At 67.3% G+C, this 4408-nt stretch carries 4 protein-coding genes and 3 pseudogenes; 2 read left to right on the plus strand and 5 right to left on the minus strand.

Annotated features, from left to right (window positions below; genetic code table 11):
- Together AOQ53_RS46605 and AOQ53_RS27090 are read left to right on the plus strand one after the other, a co-directional pair.
- A pseudogene (locus AOQ53_RS46605) lies at positions 1-192 on the plus strand (hypothetical protein); the annotation flags it as partial.
- A 56-nt stretch (positions 193-248) separates the two neighbouring features.
- Positions 249-1505: pseudogene (locus tag AOQ53_RS27090) on the plus strand (IS256 family transposase).
- Positions 1506-1540: 35 nt separating this feature from the next.
- On the opposite strand, the gene AOQ53_RS27095 reads toward AOQ53_RS27090, so the two are convergent.
- The 5 genes and pseudogenes from AOQ53_RS27095 to AOQ53_RS48155 form a co-directional block, all read right to left on the minus strand.
- On the minus strand, positions 1541-2107 hold the full coding sequence (locus AOQ53_RS27095) for a GNAT family N-acetyltransferase (RefSeq protein WP_078945532.1): 567 nt from the start codon (positions 2105-2107) through the stop codon (positions 1541-1543).
- A 74-nt stretch (positions 2108-2181) separates the two neighbouring features.
- Entirely contained in the window at positions 2182-3120 is a 939-nt protein-coding gene (locus AOQ53_RS27100; RefSeq protein WP_059421200.1) for a MerR family transcriptional regulator, read from the minus strand.
- 96 nt (positions 3121-3216) lie between these two features.
- Positions 3217-3922: pseudogene (locus AOQ53_RS27105) on the minus strand (helix-turn-helix domain-containing protein); the annotation flags it as partial.
- A gap of 36 nt (positions 3923-3958) precedes the next feature.
- The gene (locus AOQ53_RS45275) at positions 3959-4237 is read right to left on the minus strand and encodes a hypothetical protein (protein ID WP_059421201.1); all 279 of its coding nucleotides are present in this window, start codon (positions 4235-4237) and stop codon (positions 3959-3961) included.
- Positions 4238-4339: 102 nt separating this feature from the next.
- The coding region (locus tag AOQ53_RS48155) for a nucleotidyltransferase domain-containing protein (RefSeq protein ID WP_408055191.1) at positions 4340-4408 on the minus strand (69 nt) is incomplete at its 5' end.

A 4408-nucleotide genomic window follows, 5' to 3' on the forward strand; every position in this document is an offset into this window, starting at 1 on the left:
GGCTGGGCCATGGACTTCTTCATCGGCGAGCCCACACGTGACCATGAGGACATCGACTGGTTCGCCTGGGCGGATGACGCCTCCGCGGCGATATGGGCTGGTCAGCCATTACTGCTGCTCGCCATTGCGAGCGGAGCAATGCTCAGATCCTGTGGATCGGCCCCGGGAGGACGTACCTTCCCGGGCGATTGATCGATAGGTCACCGAGCAAGACCGACGTTCGCGGCGTCGGTCGGGAAGGCACCTTCATGCTCACCGTAGTCAACGAAGACGGCGCCACGCGAGATGGGTCGTCGCTGCTGGACGAGATCGTCCGGGAGGGCGCCCGCAGGATGCTGGCCGCCGCGCTGGAAGCCGAGGTCAACGCATACATCGCCGAGTTGGCCGACCAGCGGGACGAGAACGGGCGGCGGCTGGTAGTGCGCAACGGCTATCACCAGCCGAGGAAGGTCACCACCGCGGCCGGGACCGTGGAGGTGAAGGCTCCGCGGGTGAACGACAAGCGCACCGACCTCGATACGGGCGAACGCAGGCGGTTCTCCTCGGCGATCCTGCCGCCTTGGGCCCGGAAGTCCCCGAAGATCGGCGAGGTGCTGCCGCTGCTCTACCTGCATGGGTTGTCGTCTGGGGACTTCGTGCCCGCGCTGGAGCAGTTCCTCGGCAGTTCGGCCGGGCTGTCGCCGGCCACGGTCGCGCGGCTGACGGCCCAGTGGCAGGCCGACCACGCTGCCTTCATGAACCGCGATCTGTCGGCCACGGACTACGTGTACGTGTGGGCCGACGGCATTCACCTGCGCATACGCCTGGAGGAGGCCAAGGCTGCCGTGCTGGTGGTGATGGGCGTGCGGGCGGATGGCACCAAGAAGCTGATCGCGCTGGCCGACGGTTATCGCGAGTCGACGGAGGCGTGAGCGGGCCTGCTACGCGACTGTGCCCGCCGGGGCATGCGCGCCCCGGTGCTGGCCGTCGGGGACGGCGCGCTCGGATTCTGGAAGGCCCTGGCCGAGGTGTTCCCTGACACCCGCGAACAAAGATGCTGGGTTCACAAAACCGCAAATGTTCTCGATTCCCTGCCGAAGTCGGCCCAGCCCGCGGCCAAGCGCGCCATCCAGGACATCTACAACGCCGAGAACAAGGAGCAGGCCCGCAAAGCCGTCGCCTTATTCGCCAAGCAGTACAACGCGAAGTACCCCAAGGCGGTCAAGAAGATCGTGGACGATGAGGACGAGCTGCTGGCGTTCTACGACTTCCCCGCCGAGCACTGGATCCATCTGCGGACCACGAATCCCATCGAGTCGACGTTCGCCACCGTGCGGCTGCGGACCAAGGTGACGAAGGGTGCCGGCAGCCGGGCCGCCGGGCTGGCGATGGTTTTCAAGCCGGTCGAGTCAGCCCAGGCCCGCTGGCGGGCTGTGAATGCACCCCACCTCGTCGCTCTGGTCCGTGCCGGGGCCCGCTTCGAACGCGGCCACCTCGTCGAACGCTCCGAGATCCTCTCGGCGTGAGCAGCCTCAGCCGATCCGCAGAAGCCGGGAAGATCTCAGGCACTCGTGCGCCGTATGTGCAGGTGGCCATCGCGGGGGAAGGAGGGCGGTGCCGCGGGCAGGATGGTGTCGAAGTCGTAGCGGCTCTTCTGTGCAACCCGGCACGATGCCAGGTTGTCCACCTGGTGCAGGAGTTCGAGACGCTCCAGCCCGTCGGGTTCGAAGGTGTCGAAGGCCCAGTTGGTGAGGGCCTCCAGAGCGCGGGAGGCCACTCCCCGCCCGCGAGCGTGCGCCGCGGTCCAGTAGCCCACTTCGGCCGCCGGTTTGCCGGAGGTGACTTCCTTGAGGACCACGTTGCCCACCAACTGTTCGCGAACTGAACCGGGTGGTGTCTCAAGGACGGCGAAGCCGAACCGGTCCCCCGCTGCCCAGCCCTGCTGCTGAGCCTGCACCCAGCGTGCCCCGTCGGCATCGTTGTCCACGACAGAGCTCGTCCACTGGCGCAGTGCGGGATCCCGGCTCACCTCGACCAATGCGGCAACGTCCTCCATGCGCCAGGGGCGAAGAACGAGAGCGGGAGAGACCGGCGACGCGGCCACCTGAAGTACGACTGGGGCACTCATCAACCGATCATACGTGGCGGCGTTTTCACCCGACGCCAGCCGCGTCCGCCCCATGCCGCCTTGCGACCGCCCCGTCATTGCCGTGTCCGGACGCGCAGAGCCTGGACGGACCAATCGAACACTGGAGCCAGACTCTCCGGGGCCGGCCAGCCGTTGACCACTGCGAGCAGCTGGAGGTATCGCTCCCTGCGGGGGTCACTCACGCTCTCCAGCCGAGTCGCCAGCCGGCGGCGAAGCTCAACGTCGTCGGGGCGGCCGAGGAGGTGCGCGCAGTGCGCCGTGAACGCCGCGACGATCGGATCGGCCTGGGGCGAGGCAGGGTCGATGCCGGCGGCCAGGGCCGGGCCGACCTGGTCACGGACGACTGCGGCAATGTCGCGGCGCGGGCCCATCATGTCGCTTCGGGTCTGCTCGGCTGCCAGGTCCTCGGCCATCCGCCGCACCATGGTGCGGAAACCCGGGTCCAGAGACATTTCGGCCAATTCCATCCACGCCTGGACCTGCTCTGCCTCCGGGTTGTCGGGCAACTCGGGGGTCATCGAGCGCATGACCCCCGCGAATGCGGGGGCGGCGTCAAGACCGCCGAAGACGGCGTCGAGGAAATCGCCGATCAGACGTCGGCGTTCGTCCTCGGAAAGCTGGGCCAGCCGGTGCATGAGTTCCGTCTCCTCAGGTGTGGACCCGCGCTCGGCCACCGTCATCAGCACCGCGCGCCGCAGGCGCAGGACGCGGATCTGCGCTGCCAGTGCTTCGGCGTGCGCCGCGGCGACCTCGGGAAGCGAGAGCTCGCGGTCCACGACCTTGCGGATCGTGGGAAGGTCCAGTCCCAGCTCGCGCAGGGTCCGCACGAGGTCCAGGCGTGCGACGGCGTCGATGCTGTAGAGGCGGTAGCCGGCCGGGCTGCGGTCCGTCGGCGCCACGATTCCGCGATCGGAGTAGAACCGAATGGTCTTGACCGTGAGACCGGTCCGTCGAGCGAGTTCGCCGATCGAGTAGAGCGTGTCGCCGTCCATGACCCCACCTTTGTGTCTCCCCCTACTGGAGACTCAAGTCCCTTCGCCTGCCAGCAGGCAACCACTCCTCATCCACAAGTCTTGACAATTCCTCAACTCCAGGAACCTCGTCCGGTTCTTCTTCGGCTTGATGTGGCCGTAGAGCTTGTCCTTGCCGAGGGCGTAGGCGGCGAACAGGTGCCTGACCCCGTGCGGACGGGTGTAGGTCGCCCGCCTGCGGGGCCTCGGCTTCCGGTCGGGGTCCTTGTGCCGTCCTCCGCGCTCGGCCCACTGCCGGCCGGGGTGGGGCTGAAGGTTGAGCGGGCCGAACTCGTCCAGGCATAAGACGACTTCGGGTTCGCCGTCCTCGGGTATGACCTCGCAGCCGGCGATCGCGTAGAGGTGCTCGACGCGAGCTTTCTTGGCGGCGTAATCCGGATCGCGGGAGGTCTTCCAGGTCTTTATGCGTTGAAACGACACGCCCTCCTCGCGGAGCAGGACCCGAAGGCCCTCGTGGCTGATGTCGTCGACCACCCCCTCGGCGACCAGGAAGTCGGCCAGCTTGGCCAGGCTCCAGGTCGAGAACGGCAGACCGTGCTCGGCCGGCCTGGACTTGGCGATCTTCTTGATCTCGCGCCGCTCGGGCAGGGTGAATGTCCTGGGCCGACCGCCTTTGTACTTCGGGTAGAGGGAGTCGAAGCCGTCGGCGTTGAAGTTGTGGATCACATCCCGGACCCGGTCCACGCTGGTGAAGGTCAAAGATCCTCAGCAGGCGCTGCCCCTCGTCGTCATCGATCTCGCGTAAGCGCACCCGATCTGCCACGCGCAGACGTTAGCGGCTGCGCGCGTCTTCAAGCCCTCATGCCGGGCGGGTGCCCTGCTCTCCCAGGGCCGCCTCCAGCCGAGTGATGTCCTCGGCGTCCTTCCTGCGGTGGGGCCGGCCCGGCACCCAGACCGGCATCATCTGCTTGATCTCGATCTGGACGCGTGGACTGATGATCTGGCACCGCAGTGGCCCGATGCGGCCAACAGAATCATCGAGCATGCCCTCCGGCCACAGCTCCCCGGTCCAGGGGCCGCCGGCAACCACAACGCGCCCGAACCGGTCCTTGTCCAAGAGGGCGAAACTGCTCTCCACGCCTTGCTTGCAGAAATCGAGCTGCTGATCAGCAGGCGGCCCGGGCAGAGGTTCATAGCCGGAACGCAGCAGCCCGTCGGCCAGAGCGGAGGCGTCATCCGCTCAGGCGAACCAGTCGATGTCCTCATGGTCACGTGTGGGCTCGCCGATGAAGAAGTCCATGGCCCAGCC

Source organism: Streptomyces azureus (assembly GCF_001270025.1).
Lineage (GTDB): Bacteria > Actinomycetota > Actinomycetes > Streptomycetales > Streptomycetaceae > Streptomyces > Streptomyces azureus.